Raw genomic sequence first — 16,696 nt, 5'->3', positions numbered from 1 at the left:
GAACGCTAAGATGAGCGTAATGATAGATAAAAATACAAAAGTAATTGTACAAGGTATCACAGGATCTACTGCACTTTTCCATACAAAACAAATGCTTGAATATGGTACACAAATTGTTGCAGGGGTAACTCCAGGTAAAGGCGGACAGGTAGTAGAAGGCGTGCCTGTTTTTAATACAGTTGAAGAAGCTAAACAAGAAACTGGTGCAACGGTTTCGGTAATCTATGTACCTGCGCCATTTGCAGCAGATGCTATTTTAGAATGTATAGAAGCTGAATTAGACTTAGCGATTTGTATTACTGAACATATTCCAGTAATTGATATGGTTAAGGTGAAACGTTATTCAGAAGGTAAGAAAACACGTGTTATTGGGCCGAACTGTCCAGGTGTTATTACTGCTGATGAATGTAAAATTGGTATCATGCCAGGTTATATTCATAAAAAAGGTCATGTGGGCGTAGTTTCACGCTCAGGTACATTGACTTATGAAGCAGTACACCAATTGACAGAAGAAGGCATTGGTCAAACAACAGCAGTGGGTATTGGCGGAGACCCGGTCAATGGTACGAATTTTATTGATGTATTAAAGCAATTTAATGAAGACGATGAAACAAAAGCAGTTGTAATGATTGGTGAAATTGGTGGCACAGCAGAAGAAGAAGCTGCTGAATGGATTAAAGATAATATGGACAAACCAGTTGTAGGTTTCGTAGGTGGTCAAACTGCACCTCCAGGAAAACGTATGGGCCACGCAGGTGCTATTGTCTCAGGCGGTAAAGGAACTGCAGAAGAGAAAATCAAAACGCTTAATAGTTGTGGTGTGAAAACTGCAGATACACCATCTGAAATTGGCACAACATTAATCGAAGCTGCTAAAGAAGTAGGCATATATGAACAGTTACTTACTGTCAAACAGTAATAATGAATGCATCAAATTAAAACCAGCACAAATTCCAACATATGTTGGAGTTTGTGCTATTTTAAGTGGGGTTGTTCACCCTGTTTTCACGTGTAAAAAATACATAGGCCTATCCAAAAATAATTCAGCATGCGTTGTAGCTGAAATTAATTTTGGATAGGTCTATTTTATTGATTGATTTGGGCATTTGGGTTATGGTTTTGATTAATTATAAAATTACTTCTTAAAAATAGATTACATTTCTTGTTTAAATGAATCTAATTTGTAACCCGTTTTTATGCCGTTTTACTTTATAATAAGGTTATAAAGGAGAGCGATAAATGGACATTAATCATCTATACTTAAAGTTACGCTTTGCAGGAATGACAACGAGACAAATACATCAATTATTTAATTATGAATGTGATTTTGGCTCTTACAATAAGAGAGAACAGCAGTATAAGTTGAAATTGTATTTAACTAAAATTAAATCAACGAAAAAAATGAGTATATATGATAATTTTATTAAGCATGATATCGAATCTATTTTATTACAATTAGATAGGTGGAAAGTAAAATTCATCGGAATCAAAAACACTGCGTATCCAAATTTACTCCGTGAAATATTTGAGCCTCCACTTATACTTTTTTATAAAGGAAACCTATCATTGGCACAAAATGCACAAAGTCTTGCGGTTGTTGGTTCTAGGCAAGCTACAAGTTATACAAACGAGGCCTTAAGGATTCTTTTTCCTTCATTTAAAAAGAGAAATTTAACAATTGTTTCTGGCTTGGCAGAAGGCGCGGATAAATTAGCACATCAACACGCTTTAGCGCACCATATGCCTGCAATAGCAGTTTTAGGATTTGGACACTTAAACCATTATCCTAAGACAACATACGTTATCAGAAAGCAACTGGAGCAAAAAGGATTAGTCGTTAGCGAATACTTACCATATCAAAAACCACTCAAACATCACTTTCCAGAAAGAAATAGAATTATTAGTGGTCTATCAAAAGGTGTTTTAATTACAGAATCGACAATCAATAGTGGAACATCTATAACAACAAATTGTGCATTAGATCAAAATAGAGAAGTGTATGTTTTACCAGGGTCAATATTTAATAAAATGACAATGGGTAATTTAATTAGTGCGCAAGAAGGCGCCAAAATCGTAATATCTGCAAAAGATATCATAGAAGATTATCATTAATTCTCTGTGGTTATTTGCATGCGTTAAAGCTCAAATTTACAGCCAGTGATAACATGTGAATAAACGATGACTTTTCTTAATTTTAAACCTAATTATTCCTGTGATTAAATAAATTTAAAATTAAAAACATTGACAAAAACAAAATAGACCGTTTATCATTTATCTTTGTAATTAGAAATGCAAGGGGGTAACTACTTTGGCAGAAAATTTAGTCATAGTTGAATCGCCTGCAAAAGCTAAAACCATTGAAAAATATTTAGGTAAAAAATATAAAGTTATCGCATCTATGGGGCATGTAAGAGATTTGCCGAGAAGCCAAATGGGCGTAGATGTAGAAAATGACTATGAACCCAAATATATTACTATACGCGGCAAAGGTCCTGTTGTTAAAGAATTAAAAAAACATGCTAAGAAAGCTAAAAAAATATTCTTAGCAAGTGACCCTGACCGTGAAGGTGAGGCAATTGCTTGGCATTTGGCAAACATATTAGACTTAGAAGATTCAACTGAAAATAGAGTAGTATTTAATGAAATAACAAAGGATGCTGTGAAAGAAAGTTTTAAACATCCAAGAGGCATTGAGATGGAACTTGTTGATGCTCAACAAGCAAGAAGAATATTAGACCGTTTAGTTGGATATAATATTTCTCCTGTTTTATGGAAAAAAGTAAAAAAAGGTCTTTCTGCTGGTCGCGTACAATCAGTCGCTTTGAGATTAGTGATAGATAGAGAAAATGAAATTAGAAATTTCAAACCAGAAGAATATTGGAAAATTGAGGGCGAATTTAGATACAAAAAATCAAAATTCAATGCTAAATTCCTTCATTACAAAAATAAACCATACAAATTAACAAACAAAAACGATGTTGAAACAATAACGTCCCAGTTAGATGGAGATCAATTTGAAGTAACGAAAGTAACTAAAAAAGAAAAGACGCGTTATCCTGCTAATCCTTTTACGACCTCGACGCTGCAACAAGAAGCGGCGAGAAAATTAAACTTTAAAGCGCGTAAAACAATGATGCTTGCACAACAACTGTATGAAGGTATTGACTTGAAGAAACAAGGTACGGTTGGTTTAATCACATATATGCGTACGGATTCTACAAGAATTTCTGATCAAGCTAAGAATGAAGCAAAGGATTATATTAAAGAAACTTATGGTGATAATTATACTTCGAATCGCAAGGCCAAAGGTCAAGGAGATCAAGATGCTCACGAAGCTATTAGACCATCAAGTACTTTACGTACACCTAATGAAATGAAAAGTTACTTGACTAGAGATCAACATAGACTATATAAACTTATTTGGGAGCGATTCGTTGCAAGTCAAATGGCTCCAGCTATTTTAGACACAGTAGCATTAGATTTAACACAGAACGATTTAAAATTCCGTGCAAATGGCCAAACAATTAAATTCAAAGGATTTATGACTTTATACGTTGAGACAAAAGATGACAGTGATGAAGGTAAAGAAAATAAATTACCTAATATCGATGAAGGTGAAATGGTAACTGCAACTCAAATTGAACCTTCACAACATTTTACTCAACCCCCACCACGTTATACGGAAGCAAGACTCGTAAAAACGTTAGAAGAAATGAAAATCGGTCGCCCATCTACTTATGCACCAACTATTGATACAATTCAAAAAAGAAATTATGTTAAGAATGAAAGCAAACGCTTTGTACCAACTGAGTTAGGTGAAATTGTACATGAGCAAGTTAAAGAATATTTCCCTGAAATTATCGATGTAGACTTTACAGTTAATATGGAAACGCTATTAGATAAAGTGGCCGAAGGAGAAATTGCTTGGAAGAAAGTTATTTCTGATTTTTATAGCAGCTTTAAGCAAGATGTAGAGCGTGCAGAAGAAGAAATGGAAAAAATTGAAATTAAAGATGAACCTGCCGGTGAAGATTGTGAAGTTTGTGGTGCACCTATGGTTATAAAAATGGGTCGATATGGAAAATTTATGGCATGTTCCAATTTCCCTGATTGTAGAAATACAAAAGCTATCGTTAAAACAATCGGAGTAACATGCCCAAAATGTAAAGAAGGCGACGTTGTTGAACGAAAATCTAAAAAGAATCGTATTTTTTACGGATGCTCTAAATATCCAGAATGTGACTTTGTAACTTGGGATAAACCAATCGGCCGTGACTGTCCAAAATGTAAGCATTACTTAGTTGAAAAAAAACAAGGGCGTAAAAGTCAGGTTATTTGCTCAAATTGTGATTACAAAGAAGAAGAGCAAAAATAACAATTATATATAAATTGATTATTAGAAAAGTGTAACAATTTCATTTTTTAATAGTTATTAGCAACTTACGATTCATATTTTATAACATAGATGTATGTTATTAATATTATAATAAAAAATCGTAGTTGCTATTTTTGTGTATAGGGGGAAAATAAATGTCTCAAATTGTCAATGTTATAGGGGCTGGTCTAGCTGGTTCAGAAGCGGCATACCAATTAGCTCAAAGAGGTATAAAGGTGAATTTAATTGAAATGAGACCGGTGAAGCAAACGCCAGCACATCATACAGATAAATTTGCCGAACTAGTCTGCTCTAATTCATTACGTGGTAACGCATTGACTAATGCTGTTGGTGTATTGAAAGAAGAAATGAGGCGCATGGGTTCACTCATCATTACTGCAGCTGATAAAGCACGTGTTCCAGCCGGTGGTGCGTTAGCTGTTGATCGACACGATTTTGCTGGTTACATTACTGACACATTAAAAAAGCATCCTAACATAACTGTAATCAATGAAGAAATAAACAGTATACCAGAGGGTTATACTATTATTGCAACTGGACCATTAACAACTAACCAACTAGCGACTGAAATTGTAGAAGTTACTGGTAAAGACCAATTATACTTTTATGATGCAGCAGCGCCTATAGTTGAAAAAGATAGTATTGATATGGATAAAGTTTATTTAAAATCTCGTTATGATAAAGGTGAAGCTGCTTATTTGAATTGTCCAATGACTGAAGATGAATTTAATCGATTCTACGATGCATTGCTAGAAGCTGAAGTAGCGCCAGTAAATGAGTTCGAAAAAGAAAAATATTTTGAAGGGTGTGTGCCTTTTGAAGTTATGGCAGCACGTGGGCGCAAAACATTGTTATTCGGACCTATGAAACCAGTAGGGTTGGAAAATCCTAGAACTGGAGAACTTCCGTATGCAATTGTGCAGTTACGGCAAGATGATGCAGCAGGAACATTGTATAACTTAGTAGGTTTCCAAACGCATTTGAAGTGGGGTGCTCAAAAAGAAGTGCTCAAACTAATCCCAGGCTTAGAAAATGTTGAAATTGTTAGATATGGTGTCATGCATAGAAATACTTTTATCAATTCTCCAGACGTTTTAACTGAAACTTATGAATTAAAAGGAAGAGAAAAACTTCATTTCGCTGGTCAAATGACTGGCGTAGAAGGCTACGTAGAAAGTGCTGCAAGTGGTTTAATCGCTGGTATCAATGTCGCTCATAAAATCGAAAATAAAGGGAAAGTTATTTTTCCTAGAGAAACGATGCTAGGCAGCATGGCTTATTATATTTCACATGCGAAAAACGAAAAAAACTTCCAGCCAATGAATGCTAATTTTGGTTTATTACCATCTTTAGACGAAAAAATTAAAGATAAAAAAGCCCGTTATGAACAACTTGCTCACAGAGCATTAACATATTTAGATAATTATAAACAAACATTGTAGAATTTATAACTAATCTATGTTGTTTCAGAAAATTAAGAAAGTTTTCCTCAATTTAATAGTTATGTTTCGCAGTTCCCTCTATCGATATGCTACAATTTATGTTGATGGAGGGGTTTTTATTGGAAGAAATCCAGCAAGCATATCTATACATGCTTAAAGTAGAACGTCAATTTTCAGAGCATACTTTGAAATCATACTATGATGATTTAGAGCAATTTAATGACTTTTTAAACCAAGAATATTTAAGCTTAAAAACATTTGAATATAAAGATGCCAGAAACTACTTGAGTTATTTATATTCAAAAAACTTGAAAAGAACATCAGTTTCTCGTAAAATTTCTACGCTGAGAAGTTTTTACGAATACTGGATGGTTCAAGACGAAAACGTCATAAATCCATTTATACAATTAGTACATCCTAAGAAAGAACAATATTTACCACATTTTTTCTATGAAGAAGAAATGGAAGCATTATTTCATACAGTAGAAAAAGACCTAAAAAAAGGTTTGAGAGATCGTGTGATTTTGGAACTTTTATATGCAACTGGCATTAGAGTTTCAGAGTTAGTTAATATAAAAGAACAAGATTTGGATATGAACTTGCCAGGTGTTAAGGTTTTAGGTAAAGGTGGCAAAGAACGTTTTATCCCATTTGGAGAGTTTTGTAAGCAAAGTATTGAACATTATTTAGAATCATTTAGCCCGAAAAAAGGGAATGAGAACGATTATTTGCTAGTCAATATGAACGGTGCGCCAATTACTGAGCGTGGCGTTCGTTATGTGTTGAACGATGTAGTGAAACGGACAGCAGGCGTGACTGATATACATCCACATAAATTAAGACACACATTTGCAACACATATGCTCAATCAAGGCGCGGATTTACGTACCGTGCAATCATTATTAGGTCATGTTAATTTATCGACTACAAGTCGTTATACACATGTTACTAATGAACAGTTGAAAAAAGTATATTTAAATGCACATCCTCGTGCAAAAAAGGAGAATTAGTATATGAGTACATCTATTCATGCTACGACCATCTTTGCAGTCCAACATAACGGTCATTCAGCAATGGCTGGTGATGGTCAAGTTACACTTGGAGAACAAGTAATTATGAAACAAACTGCTAGAAAAGTGCGACGTTTATATAATGATAAAGTATTAGCCGGCTTTGCAGGTAGTGTTGCAGACGCGTTTACATTATTTGAAAAATTCGAAACAAAATTACAACAATTTAACGGCAATTTAGAAAGAGCTGCAGTTGAATTAGCACAAGAATGGAGAGGCGACAAGCAATTAAGACAACTAGAAGCGATGCTTATTGTTATGGATAAAGAATCCATACTTGTTGTTAGTGGAACTGGAGAAGTTATTGCGCCAGATGATGATTTAATTGCAATTGGTTCAGGCGGTAACTACGCATTGAGTGCTGGTAGAGCATTAAAACGTCACGCGACTGATTTAAGTGCACGCGAAATGGCTTATGAAAGTTTAAAAGTTGCGTCAGACATATGTGTATTTACTAATGACCAAATTGTCGTGGAAGAACTTTAAATAAAATATTTTTGAAGTAAAAAGTGATAAAGCAGAAAAGAGCGTAAACAACAATATTATTGTATAATAAATAACGGAATTTAAAATGAGAAATTCATAGTTACGGAGGTATTTTTTTCTATGGAGTCGAATGGTATTAAATTAACGCCAAAAGATATCGTTTCAAAACTTAACGAATACATTGTCGGTCAAGATGATGCAAAACGCAAAGTGGCAGTAGCATTAAGAAATCGATATAGACGAAGCTTATTGTCAGACGAAGCAAAACAAGAAATTGCACCTAAAAATATATTGATGATTGGTCCAACGGGTGTAGGTAAAACAGAGATTGCGAGACGAATGGCTAAAGTTGTTGGCGCACCTTTTATTAAAGTTGAAGCCACGAAGTTTACAGAAGTAGGATACGTCGGCCGTGATGTGGAAAGCATGGTTCGAGATTTAGTTGACATCGCTATCAGATTAGTTAAAGATCAGAAAAAAGCTTTAGTTAAAGACGAAGCAAGAACCAAAGCAAATGAAAAATTAGTAAAACTTTTAGTTCCCAGTATGAAGAAAAAGGCTAATAATAGCAATGGTAGTAATCCATTAGAATCTCTTTTTGGCGGAGCAATACCCAATTTCGGTCAAAATAATGAAGAAGAAGAAGAAACTCCAACTGAAGAAATCAAGACAAAACGTTCTGAGATTAAACAACAATTATTAAATGGCGAGCTTGAAGAAGAGAAAGTTAGATTAAAAGTTGAACAAGACCCTGGCGCTTTAGGTATGCTAGGAACAAATCAAAATCAACAAATGCAAGATATGATGAACCAATTAATGCCTAAGAAAAAAGTTGAAAGAGAAGTTCCAGTTAAAACAGCACGTAATATATTGACAGATGAATATGCGGATGAACTTATCGACCAAGAAACTGCTAACCAAGAAGCAATCGAATTAGCTGAACAAATGGGAATTATCTTTATTGACGAAATAGATAAAGTCGCAACTAATAATCAAAGTTCAGGCCAAGATGTTTCGCGTCAAGGTGTACAGAGAGACATTTTACCTATACTTGAAGGTAGCATGGTCCAAACTAAATATGGTACTGTTAATACTGAACATATGCTATTCATTGGTGCAGGGGCTTTCCATGTCTCAAAACCAAGTGATTTAATTCCAGAATTACAGGGCCGTTTCCCAATTCGTGTTGAATTAGAAAGTCTTTCTGTAGAAGACTTTGTAAGAATCCTTACAGAGCCTAAACTATCACTGGTTAAACAGTATGAAGCATTGCTCCAAACTGAACAGGTTACGGTTAATTTCACAGAAGATGCAATTAAACGTTTAGCAGAAATTGCATTCCAAGTTAACCAAGATACTGATAATATTGGTGCACGTAGGTTGCATACAATACTTGAAAAAATGTTAGAAGATTTATCATTTGAAGCACCAAGTATGCCACATGCAGTAGTTGATATCACGCCTCAATACGTTGATGATAAGTTGAAATCAATTTCAACGAACAAAGATTTAAGTGCGTTTATTTTATAATATAAATAAAAAGGAGTAGGAATATGAGCTTATTATCGAAAACTAGAGAATTAAATACACTTTTGCAAAAACATAAAGGTATTGCTGTAGATTTTAAAGACGTAGCACAAACGATAAGTAGCGTAACGGTAACGAATGTTTTTATCGTATCAAGAAAAGGGAAAATTTTAGGATCAAGTTTAAATGAACTTCTAAAAAATGAACGTATTATTCAAATGTTAGAAAACCGACATATACCTGTTGAATATACAGATAAATTGATGGATGTAAAAGAAACGCAATCTAACATTGGCATAGAAAGTGATTTATCAGTATTCCCACCTGAAAATAAAGACGTGTTTAAAGATAGTAAATCAACAATCTTTCCAATATTAGGTGGTGGAGAAAGATTGGGGACATTAGTGCTTGGGCGTGTACAAGATGATTTTTCTGAAAATGACTTAGTGTTAGGTGAATACGCTGCTACAGTTATCGGTATGGAAATATTACGTGAAAAACACAATGAAGTTGAGCAAGAAGCGCGAGATAAAGCAGCAATAAATATGGCGATTAATTCACTATCCTATTCAGAAAGCGAAGCAATTGAACACATTTTTGAAGAATTAGGCGGTAAAGAAGGTTTATTGATTGCTTCAAAAGTAGCAGACAGAGTAGGGATTACACGTTCTGTTATTGTAAATGCTTTGCGTAAATTAGAAAGTGCAGGCGTTATTGAATCCCGTTCATTAGGCATGAAAGGAACATTCATTAAAGTTAAAAAAGAAAAATTCTTAGATGAATTAGAAAGAATTAAATAATTCATCACAAAGCGAGCGCTCGGGATAAAGCTTATGTTGAATTTGCTCCTTGAAAGGCGATATGAACCAAGTTTATGTATAAGAGACATTTTTGGGTCAGTTTTTCGAGAAAGGATGTCTTTAAAAATTACCCCCAAAGAGTTGAGTAAGCATCATATCAGGCCTATTTGACATTCATTCATAACATAATAAGTGGCTGAGACATAAACTAACCGCTCAGCCACTTATTAATGAGAAATTGTAAACTGAACTATTGCTTTATACGTATAGGTATGATATATTTATTCACGGCTATAAAGCCAATACGCACACGAAAAGCAGAAGTATAAAGGGTGCGATATTAAATTATCGTGTTTATATGAGCTTTTTGTGGAGGTAAAAAACCAGTAGGAGGATTTTAATTATGGCAGTAATTTCAATGAAACAATTACTAGAAGCAGGCGTTCACTTCGGTCACCAAACACGCCGTTGGAACCCAAAAATGAAAAGATACATTTTCACTGAAAGAAATGGTATCTATATTATCGACTTACAAAAAACAGTGAAAAAAGTTGAAGAAGCGTACAACTTCATGAAACAAATTTCAGAAGATGGCGGAAAAGTTTTATTCGTTGGTACGAAAAAACAAGCACAAGAATCAGTTAAAGCTGAAGCAGAACGTGCAGGTCAATTCTACGTTAACCAAAGATGGTTAGGTGGAATTTTAACTAACTATAAAACAATTTCAAAACGTATTAATCGTATTTCTGAAATTGAAAAAATGGAAGAAGATGGCTTATTCGAAGTATTACCTAAAAAAGAAGTTGTAGAACTTAGAAAAGAATATGACCGTTTAATTAAATTCTTAGGCGGAATTCGTGATATGAAATCTATGCCTCAAGCATTATTTGTAGTTGACCCTCGTAAAGAGCGCAACGCAATTGCTGAAGCACGTAAATTACACATCCCAATCGTTGGTATTGTGGATACTAACTGTGATCCAGATGAAATCGATTATGTTATCCCTGCAAACGATGATGCTATCCGTGCCGTTAAATTATTAACTGGTAAAATGGCAGATGCAATCTTAGAAGGTCAACAAGGTGTATCAAATGAAGAAGTAGCTGCAGAACAAAATATTGATTTGAATGAATCAAAAGAAGAAGCTACTGAAGCAGAAACAACTGAAGAAAACACTTCTGTTGAATCAAACTAAGAATAATGTAAAATGGGTGATAAGATATTTAAGCTTATCACCTTTTTTTAAAATAAATATAATAAAATTTATTAAATAATGGAGGAATACGAAATGGCAATTTCAGCTAAACTTGTAAAAGAATTACGTGAAAAAACTGGCGCTGGCATGATGGACTGTAAAAAAGCGTTAACAGAAACTGACGGTGACATCGATAAAGCAATTGATTTCCTACGGGAAAAAGGTATTGCAAAAGCAGCTAAAAAAGCTGACCGTATTGCGGCAGAAGGTTTAGTACACGTTGAAGAAAGAGGTAATGAAGCAGCAATTGTAGAAATTAATTCTGAAACTGACTTCGTAGCACGTAACGAAGGTTTCCAAGAGTTAGTCAAAGAAATTGCTATCCAAATTTTAGATACTAAAGTTGAAACTGTAGATGCTTTATTGGAAACAGAATTAGCTGACGGTAAAAGTGTTGACCAACGTATGAAAGAAGCAATCTCTACAATCGGTGAAAAATTAAGTATCCGTCGTTTTGCTGTGAGAACAAAATCTGACAATGATGCATTTGGTTCTTATTTACACATGGGCGGCCGTATCGGTGTGTTAACAGTTGTTGAAGGTACAACGGATGGCGATGCTGCTAAAGATGTTGCAATGCATATTGCTGCAATCAATCCTAAATACGTTTCATCAGAACAAGTTAACGAAGATGAAATCGCTCATGAAAAAGAAGTTTTAAAACAACAAGCATTAAACGAAGGTAAACCAGAAAAAATTGTTGAAAAAATGGTTGAAGGCCGTTTACGTAAATATTTACAAGAAATTTGTGCAGTTGACCAAAACTTTGTTAAAGATCCTGACCAAACAGTTGAAGCTTTCTTGAAATCAAAAGGTGGAAAACTAGTTGACTTCGTACGTTATGAAGTAGGCGAAGGTATGGAAAAACGTGAAGAAAACTTTGCTGACGAAGTAAAAGGACAAATGAAATAATTTTTCATAGTTTGAACAAGAAAGAAGACACCTTTTGTGCGCCGTATGAAAGATTTACTTTTATATTGGAAGGCCTACTGTGTCTTCTTTACTTGTATCAAATACATATTTTTACAATAGAGAGGATAAGACAATGGCTCAAACTTCTAAATATAAACGTGTCGTTTTAAAATTAAGTGGTGAAGCGCTCGCAGGCGATGATGGATTTGGAATTAACCCGATTATTATTAAAAGTGTTGCTCAACAAGTAGCTGAAGTTGCAAAAATGGATTGTGAGATTGCAGTTATTGTTGGTGGAGGTAATATTTGGAGAGGTAAAACGGGTAGTGACCTCGGTATGGACCGTGGTACTGCAGATTATATGGGCATGTTGGCTACTGTTATGAATGCTTTAGCGCTACAAGATAGCCTAGAGCAATTAGATTGTGATACACGTGTTTTAACATCCATCGAAATGAAACAAGTTGCAGAACCATACATTCGTCGACGCGCAATCAGACACCTAGAGAAAAAACGGGTTGTCATTTTTGCAGCTGGAATAGGGAATCCATATTTCTCTACTGACACTACTGCTGCTTTACGTGCTGCTGAAGTGGAAGCAGATGTTATCTTAATGGGTAAAAATAATGTTGATGGCGTTTATTCTGCAGACCCTAAAGTAGACGAAAACGCAGTAAAATATGAACACTTAACGCATATTCAAATGCTTCAAGAAGGTTTACAAGTCATGGACTCGACAGCATCTTCGTTCTGTATGGATAACAATATTCCATTAAATGTATTTTCTATAACAGAAGAAGGTAATATTAAACGTGCTGTTATGGGTGAAAAAATAGGAACATTAATTACAAAATAATTTAGAGGTGTATGAAAATGAGTGACATAATTAATGACACGAAAACAAAAATGAAAAAATCGATTGACAGTTTATCTAGAGAACTAGCAAATATCAGTGCGGGTAGAGCAAATTCAAACTTGCTAAATGGCGTTACAGTAGATTATTATGGTGCACCTACGCCAGTTCAACAACTTGCTAGTATCAGTGTGCCAGAAGCACGTCTTTTAGTCATTTCTCCATATGACAAATCATCTGTTGGTAATATTGAAAAAGCAATTAATGCAGCAAACTTAGGCGTCAACCCATCCAACGATGGCGAAATTATTCGTATAAGTATACCTGCCTTAACAGAAGAACGCCGTAAAGAACTTGTAAAAGAAGTTAAAAAAATTGGTGAAGATTCTAAAGTTGCAGTTAGGAATGTGCGCCGTGATTCAAATGATGAGCTTAAAAAGCAAGAAAAAAACGGTGACATCACTGAAGATGACTTAAGAACTCAAACTAATGAAGTTCAAAAAATAACTGACGATTCTATAAAAGACATTGATAAATTATTAGAAGAAAAAGAACAAGATATTATGTCAGTATAAACATGGTAATGATGATATGACTTCAAATCAACAGTAGGCATAAACTTTTTAATACTTGAGATTTGAAAAGAAGCATATTATAAATTTATCTGAACTGTATCAAATCAGACTTTGGTACAGTTTTTTTATTTGTTTATTCATTGCGCTTATCTAGTATGATAAAATGGTAGATAATTGCATTTAAAACCTATTAATAATAAGCAGAGATGATAACGCTCGGAGGAAATACCATGTTTAAAAAGTTAAACAAGAAGAAAAAAAACCAGCCTATAGAATCTAATAGTGAAATAGATTTACATAATGTACCTAACCATGTTGCTATCATTATGGATGGTAATGGTCGATGGGCTAAACAAAGGAAATTGCCTAGAATCAAAGGCCATTACCAAGGTATGCAAACAATTAAAAAAATAACTAAAGAAGCTAGTGATTTAGGTATTAAGTACTTAACACTTTACGCGTTTTCAACAGAAAATTGGACGAGACCTAAGAATGAAGTCAATTATATCATGAACTTACCGGTTAACTTTTTAAAAACGTTTTTACCAGAATTAATCGAAAACAATGTCAAAGTTGAAACAATTGGTTTTTTAAAAGAATTGCCAAAAGCAACGCTTGAGGCCATAGATAAAGCGAAAGAAAAGACTAAAACCAATACTGGTTTAAAATTAATTTTTGCAATTAATTACGGTGGACGTGCTGAAATTGTTCACAGTGTAAAATCAATTTATGAGAAATTATCTTCAGAGGGGTCATCCAGTGATCAAATAACCGAACAGATGATTAACGAGTATTTGATGACACATAGTTATCCTGATCCAGACCTTTTAATAAGAACTTCAGGAGAACAACGAATTAGTAACTTTCTTATCTGGCAAGTATCTTACAGTGAATTTATTTTCAATGAAAAATTTTGGCCAGATTTTGATAAAGAAGAATTAATAAACTGTATTAAAATTTATCAATCTCGGCAAAGACGCTTTGGCGGATTATAAATGGTTAGGAGAATAGTATGAAAGTTAGAACTTTAACAGCAATCATAGCACTTATTGTTTTTCTTCCTGTATTGTTAAAGGGTGGCCTTATTTTAATGTTGTTTTCATATTTGTTAGCGTTTATTGGCCTTAAAGAATTGCTGAATATGAATATGATTAAGTTTTTGTCCATTCCAGGAATTATAAGTGCATTAGGTATTTTAATTATTATGTTGCCACACGAAGCTGGAGCATGGGTAAATGATTTTCAATTAAAATCTTTAATAGCAATGAGTTTTATTTTATTAAGTTATACAGTGCTTTCTAAGAATAGATTTAGCTTTATGGATGCCGCATTTTGTCTTATGTCTATCGCTTATGTAGGTATAGGCTTTATGTATCTTTATGAAACGAGATCTGAAGGATTACATTACATACTATTAGCTTTCTTAATCGTTTGGTCTACAGATACTGGTGCTTATATTTTCGGTAGATTAATGGGCAAACATAAATTATGGCCTGTAATCAGTCCTAATAAAACCATTGAAGGTTTTATAGGAGGCATTATTTGTAGTTTAATTGTTCCACTTATTATGATGATTTTTGTGGATTTTGGTATTACGGTTTGGTTATTATTATTATGTACTGTTGTATTGAGCATGTTTGGCCAGTTAGGCGATTTAGTAGAATCAGGTTTTAAACGCCATTTTGGCGTGAAAGATTCTGGCCGAATTTTACCCGGTCATGGTGGTATATTAGATCGTTTCGATAGTTTTATGTTTGTGTTACCACTTTTAAACATTTTCTTAATTTAAGTGATTTTACAAGAAAAGATGTGCTTTTAAAATTGTATAATCGTAAAATCAAGGAGTTAATAAATTAAATACTGATTATATTATCAGTGATTTGATTTTTTAACTCCTTTTCACAAACAAAGATAATATAAAGTATTTATGTCACAAAAGCAGTATTATTTTCTTAATACTGTTTCAAGTTATGTGTATCAGTTAGTACTGTTATGTTATAATTTTATAATCAAAAGTAATATATCGCTCTATAGATTATAATAAATTACAAATAATGGAACAATTTTTCGGAAAATATGAGGTGTATCAATTTGAGTTTTCTAGTGACAATCATTTCTTTTATAATCGTCTTCGGTATTCTTGTAACAGTTCATGAATACGGTCATATGTTTTTTGCTAAAAGAGCTGGCATCATGTGCCCAGAATTTGCAATTGGGATGGGGCCTAAAATTTTTAGTTTCAGGAAAAATGAAACGCTATATACCATCCGTTTGCTGCCTGTTGGGGGTTACGTACGAATGGCAGGAGATGGATTGGAAGAACCTCCCGTTCAACCGGGCATGCATGTTAAAATAAAGCTAAATGATAAAGATGAGATTACACATATCATTCTAGACGACCAACATAAATTTCAACAAATCGAAGCAATTGAAGTAAAACAATGTGATTTTAAAGAAGATTTATTTATTGAAGGTGTAACGGCATATGATCAAGAAAGACATCGTTACCATATAGCGAATAAAGCTTATTTTGTAGAAAATGGTAGCTTAATTCAAATTGCGCCAAGAAATCGTCAATTTACACACAAAAAACCTTATCAAAAATTCTTGACGTTATTTGCGGGTCCGTTGTTTAATTTCTTGCTTACATTAGTATTATTTATTGGCTTGGCTTATTACCAAGGAACGCCAACGAATACAGTTGACGAAGTAGCCAAAGATACGCCAGCAGCTCAAGCAGGTTTGCAATCGGGAGACAAGATTGTAAAAATCGATCATCATTCTATCGATAGTAAATCTGATATTGATAATGCAGTATCACAGATAAAAAACAACAATACGCAAATAAAAGTAGAACGTGATGGTAAAACAGAAACATTACAAGTGAAACCTAAAAAGGTAGAACAAAAACTTACCAAAACACATTCAGAAACCAAATATTTATTAGGTTATACTGCAACAACTGAACACACGTTATTTAAACCGATTGTGTCGGGCGTAGAGCGTTCGTTAGAAGCAGGAAAATTGATATTTACTGCGATTTTAAGTATGATTGCGAGTATTTTTACGGGTCAATTCTCTTTCGACATGCTCAATGGACCAGTTGGAATTTATCACACTGTCGACTCTGTAGTTAAGACTGGTATTATTAATTTAATTTCTTGGACTGCATTACTAAGTGTGAATTTAGGTTTAATGAACTTATTACCAATTCCAGCACTGGATGGCGGTCGTATCTTATTTGTTATTTATGAAGCTATTTTCAGAAAACCACTTAACAAAAAAGCTGAAACTACGATTATTGCTATAGGTGCAGTATTTGTATTAATTGTTATGGTATTAGTTACATGGAATGATATTCAACGTTATTTCTTATAAAA

The 16,696-nt window shown here is 33.9% G+C and carries 15 protein-coding genes; all 15 read left to right on the top strand.

What is annotated here, in order from left to right:
- The first annotated feature begins 10 nt into the window (after window positions 1-10).
- The 15 genes from sucD to rseP all read left to right on the top strand — a co-directional run bounded on the left by sucD (window position 11) and on the right by rseP (window position 16,694).
- Window positions 11-919 (top strand): succinate--CoA ligase subunit alpha, encoded by a 909-nt coding sequence (gene sucD, locus KA900_RS03140; RefSeq protein WP_096810099.1) that lies wholly within the window; start codon window positions 11-13, stop codon window positions 917-919.
- Between the two features lie 320 nt (window positions 920-1,239).
- Window positions 1,240-2,112 carry a DNA-processing protein DprA gene (gene dprA, locus KA900_RS03135; RefSeq protein WP_115342208.1) on the top strand — a complete coding sequence of 291 codons (873 nt, stop codon included), beginning with the start codon at window positions 1,240-1,242 and terminating at the stop codon, window positions 2,110-2,112.
- Between the two features lie 196 nt (window positions 2,113-2,308).
- On the top strand, window positions 2,309-4,375 hold the full coding sequence (gene topA / locus KA900_RS03130; protein WP_115342207.1) for a type I DNA topoisomerase: 2,067 nt from the start codon (window positions 2,309-2,311) through the stop codon (window positions 4,373-4,375).
- A 155-nt stretch (window positions 4,376-4,530) separates the two neighbouring features.
- Window positions 4,531-5,838: an FADH(2)-oxidizing methylenetetrahydrofolate--tRNA-(uracil(54)-C(5))-methyltransferase TrmFO gene (trmFO, locus tag KA900_RS03125; protein ID WP_096810094.1), complete on the top strand. Its 1,308-nt coding sequence runs from the start codon at window positions 4,531-4,533 to the stop codon at window positions 5,836-5,838.
- A 119-nt stretch (window positions 5,839-5,957) separates the two neighbouring features.
- The gene (gene xerC, locus KA900_RS03120; protein ID WP_210139298.1) at window positions 5,958-6,848 is read left to right on the top strand and encodes a tyrosine recombinase XerC; all 891 of its coding nucleotides are present in this window, start codon (window positions 5,958-5,960) and stop codon (window positions 6,846-6,848) included.
- Window positions 6,849-6,851: 3 nt separating this feature from the next.
- Window positions 6,852-7,394 carry an ATP-dependent protease subunit HslV gene (gene hslV / locus KA900_RS03115; protein ID WP_210139297.1) on the top strand — a complete coding sequence of 181 codons (543 nt, stop codon included), beginning with the start codon at window positions 6,852-6,854 and terminating at the stop codon, window positions 7,392-7,394.
- A 120-nt stretch (window positions 7,395-7,514) separates the two neighbouring features.
- On the top strand, window positions 7,515-8,924 hold the full coding sequence (gene hslU, locus KA900_RS03110) for an ATP-dependent protease ATPase subunit HslU (protein ID WP_096810089.1): 1,410 nt from the start codon (window positions 7,515-7,517) through the stop codon (window positions 8,922-8,924).
- Between the two features lie 23 nt (window positions 8,925-8,947).
- Window positions 8,948-9,721 (top strand): GTP-sensing pleiotropic transcriptional regulator CodY, encoded by a 774-nt coding sequence (gene codY / locus KA900_RS03105; RefSeq protein ID WP_096810087.1) that lies wholly within the window; start codon window positions 8,948-8,950, stop codon window positions 9,719-9,721.
- 403 nt (window positions 9,722-10,124) lie between these two features.
- On the top strand, window positions 10,125-10,916 hold the full coding sequence (rpsB, locus tag KA900_RS03100) for a 30S ribosomal protein S2 (protein ID WP_096810084.1): 792 nt from the start codon (window positions 10,125-10,127) through the stop codon (window positions 10,914-10,916).
- A 93-nt stretch (window positions 10,917-11,009) separates the two neighbouring features.
- Window positions 11,010-11,888: a translation elongation factor Ts gene (gene tsf, locus KA900_RS03095; RefSeq protein WP_096810082.1), complete on the top strand. Its 879-nt coding sequence runs from the start codon at window positions 11,010-11,012 to the stop codon at window positions 11,886-11,888.
- 133 nt (window positions 11,889-12,021) lie between these two features.
- On the top strand, window positions 12,022-12,744 hold the full coding sequence (gene pyrH, locus KA900_RS03090) for a UMP kinase (RefSeq protein WP_096810080.1): 723 nt from the start codon (window positions 12,022-12,024) through the stop codon (window positions 12,742-12,744).
- Between the two features lie 17 nt (window positions 12,745-12,761).
- Window positions 12,762-13,316, top strand: coding sequence for a ribosome recycling factor (frr, locus tag KA900_RS03085; RefSeq protein ID WP_096810078.1), 555 nt, complete (start codon window positions 12,762-12,764; stop codon window positions 13,314-13,316).
- Between the two features lie 230 nt (window positions 13,317-13,546).
- Window positions 13,547-14,311 carry an isoprenyl transferase gene (locus tag KA900_RS03080; RefSeq protein ID WP_096810076.1) on the top strand — a complete coding sequence of 255 codons (765 nt, stop codon included), beginning with the start codon at window positions 13,547-13,549 and terminating at the stop codon, window positions 14,309-14,311.
- A gap of 17 nt (window positions 14,312-14,328) precedes the next feature.
- A complete protein-coding gene (locus KA900_RS03075) occupies window positions 14,329-15,105 on the top strand; it encodes a phosphatidate cytidylyltransferase (protein ID WP_096810073.1) in 777 nt (258 codons plus the stop codon).
- Window positions 15,106-15,407: 302 nt separating this feature from the next.
- Complete coding sequence (gene rseP, locus KA900_RS03070) at window positions 15,408-16,694, top strand: RIP metalloprotease RseP (RefSeq protein WP_115342205.1); 1,287 nt, start codon at window positions 15,408-15,410, stop codon at window positions 16,692-16,694.
- Window positions 16,695-16,696: the final 2 nt, after the last annotated feature.

Origin of the sequence: Staphylococcus sp. GDY8P120P (genome assembly GCF_017892065.1) — a bacterium.
Taxonomy (GTDB): Bacteria; Bacillota; Bacilli; order Staphylococcales; family Staphylococcaceae; genus Staphylococcus; species Staphylococcus nepalensis.
Note: the sequence above shows the minus strand (reverse complement) of the source record. Positions and strands in the feature narration are given on the sequence as shown.

What these genes read in the sequence shown, in the direction of transcription:
- codY (WP_096810087.1), top strand. Translation starts at nt 8,948, where the DNA reads ATGAGCTTATTATCGAAAACTAGAGAATTAAATACACTTTTGCAAAAA.
- trmFO (WP_096810094.1), top strand. Translation starts at nt 4,531, where the DNA reads ATGTCTCAAATTGTCAATGTTATAGGGGCTGGTCTAGCTGGTTCAGAA.
- KA900_RS03080 (WP_096810076.1), top strand. Translation starts at nt 13,547, where the DNA reads ATGTTTAAAAAGTTAAACAAGAAGAAAAAAAACCAGCCTATAGAATCT.
- rpsB (WP_096810084.1), top strand. Translation starts at nt 10,125, where the DNA reads ATGGCAGTAATTTCAATGAAACAATTACTAGAAGCAGGCGTTCACTTC.
- KA900_RS03075 (WP_096810073.1), top strand. Translation starts at nt 14,329, where the DNA reads ATGAAAGTTAGAACTTTAACAGCAATCATAGCACTTATTGTTTTTCTT.
- sucD (WP_096810099.1), top strand. Translation starts at nt 11, where the DNA reads ATGAGCGTAATGATAGATAAAAATACAAAAGTAATTGTACAAGGTATC.
- hslU (WP_096810089.1), top strand. Translation starts at nt 7,515, where the DNA reads ATGGAGTCGAATGGTATTAAATTAACGCCAAAAGATATCGTTTCAAAA.
- frr (WP_096810078.1), top strand. Translation starts at nt 12,762, where the DNA reads ATGAGTGACATAATTAATGACACGAAAACAAAAATGAAAAAATCGATT.
- tsf (WP_096810082.1), top strand. Translation starts at nt 11,010, where the DNA reads ATGGCAATTTCAGCTAAACTTGTAAAAGAATTACGTGAAAAAACTGGC.
- dprA (WP_115342208.1), top strand. Translation starts at nt 1,240, where the DNA reads ATGGACATTAATCATCTATACTTAAAGTTACGCTTTGCAGGAATGACA.
- hslV (WP_210139297.1), top strand. Translation starts at nt 6,852, where the DNA reads ATGAGTACATCTATTCATGCTACGACCATCTTTGCAGTCCAACATAAC.
- pyrH (WP_096810080.1), top strand. Translation starts at nt 12,022, where the DNA reads ATGGCTCAAACTTCTAAATATAAACGTGTCGTTTTAAAATTAAGTGGT.